The sequence below is a fragment of the Arhodomonas sp. KWT genome, from assembly GCF_010993615.1.
In genome coordinates, this window is the sequence record NZ_WNXE01000052.1 from 2554 (window position 1) to 4180 (window position 1627).

A 1627-nucleotide genomic window follows, 5' to 3' on the forward strand; every position below is an offset into this window, starting at 1 on the left:
GTCGGCGCGCTGGACCGGCTCGAGGGCTTCGCCAGCCACCACGGCGCCGACTTCTACGGCCTGCCGCGCAACGATTCGCGCATCCGCCTGGTGCGCGAGGACACGCCGGTGCCGGCGACGCTGCCGCTGGCGGGCGGGGAGATCGTGCCGCTGCGCGCCGGTGCCACGGTGGCCTGGCGGGTCGAGGACGCAGACGACGCCGGGTAGCCACGGAACGGCGACGGACGACGCCTGCGGGCGGTGCCGCCGGCCGTGTATGATGTTCCCCGCACCGGCGGTCCGCGCGCGGGCTGCCGAACTGCCACAGTGACTGGAGTGAGCCGCGAGCGTGAACGAGCCCGACTTCCCCGGCGAGGGTGACCGCCCCATCGCCAACCGATTCCGATCCTTTCTGCCCGTGGTCGTGGACATCGAGACGGGCGGCCTCAACGCGGCCACGGACGCCGTGCTCCAGATCGCCGCGGTGATCGTGCGCGCGGGTGAAGACGGCCGTCTCTACCCGGCGGAGACCCACACCACCCACGTCGAACCCTTCGAGGGCGCGAATCTCGACCCCAAGTCGCTGGAGTTCAACGGCATCGACCCGGATCATCCGCTGCGCATGGCCAAACCGGAGGACGAGGCGTTGCGCCAGATCTTCCGTCCGGTGCGCCAGGAGATCCGCGAGACCGGCTGTACCCGCGCCGTGCTGGTGGGGCACAACGCCTGGTTCGACCTCGGCTTCCTCAACGCCGCGGTCAAGCGCGTGGACGTCAAGCGCAACCCCTTCCATCCGTTCTCCTGCTTCGACACCGCGACCCTCGCCGGGCTGGCCTTCGGCCAGACCGTGCTCGCCCGCGCCGTGAAGGCCTCCGGCGAGGACTGGGACGGGCGCGAGGCCCACTCGGCGATCTACGACGCCGAGAAGACCGCGGAGCTGTTCTGCACCATCGTCAATCGCTGGGACGAGCTCAACGGCTTCCCGGACTACGCCGTCCTCGCCCGGCGCTGACACGGCAGCATGGCGATCGTCCCGGTGCGACGAAGGCCGCTTGTGAGCCGGGCCTGACAGGCGGATACTGACTCCTGCACCCACCCGGGACAGGGACCGGCCACCGCGCCACAGCCGGCGGCCGGACGGTCATTCGACTGTGTCTCCGGAGGCCATCATGGCAACACGTGAACGCACCCGCTCCCTCGTCGTGACGATCGCCCTCGCCGGTATGTTCGCCTCCGCCGGCAGCGCGGCGGCCGACCTCCCCTCCCGCGGCCCCGTGCCTTTCGCCACGTACGACAGTAACGGCGACGGGTTCATCAGCGAGGCGGAATTCGCCGCCGTGCGTGAGCGGCGCATGGCGCAACGCGACGAGACCGGCATGTCCGGGAGGCGCCGGGCGGCGAACGCACCGACGTTCTCGTCATTCGATCGCGACGGCGACGGCCGGCTGACACGGGAGGAGTTCCGTGCCGGCCAGCGCGTCCGCATGGAGGAGAAACGCGGCGGTGGCCAGGGGCCCGGCGCCGGCATGCAGGGCGGACGGCCCACGTTCGCGGATTTTGACCTGGACGGTGACGGACGTATCGGCAAGGCGGAGTTCAGCCGGGCCCGTGCGACCCGGATGGGCGAGCGGGCACAGGACGGCTACCC

At 71.2% G+C, this 1627-nt stretch carries 2 protein-coding genes and 1 pseudogene; all 3 read left to right on the forward strand.

Translation table 11 applies throughout. From position 1 onward, the window contains the following. Nucleotides 1-207, forward strand: a pseudogene (locus tag G7A99_RS25435) (dihydroorotase); the annotation flags it as partial. A 121-nt stretch (nucleotides 208-328) separates the two neighbouring features. Continuing rightward, the gene (gene rnt, locus G7A99_RS09895; RefSeq protein WP_018719284.1) at nucleotides 329-991 is read left to right on the forward strand and encodes a ribonuclease T; all 663 of its coding nucleotides are present in this window, start codon (nucleotides 329-331) and stop codon (nucleotides 989-991) included. Nucleotides 992-1148: 157 nt separating this feature from the next. After that, the coding region (locus tag G7A99_RS09900; protein ID WP_163139859.1) for an EF-hand domain-containing protein at nucleotides 1149-1627 on the forward strand (479 nt) is incomplete at its 3' end.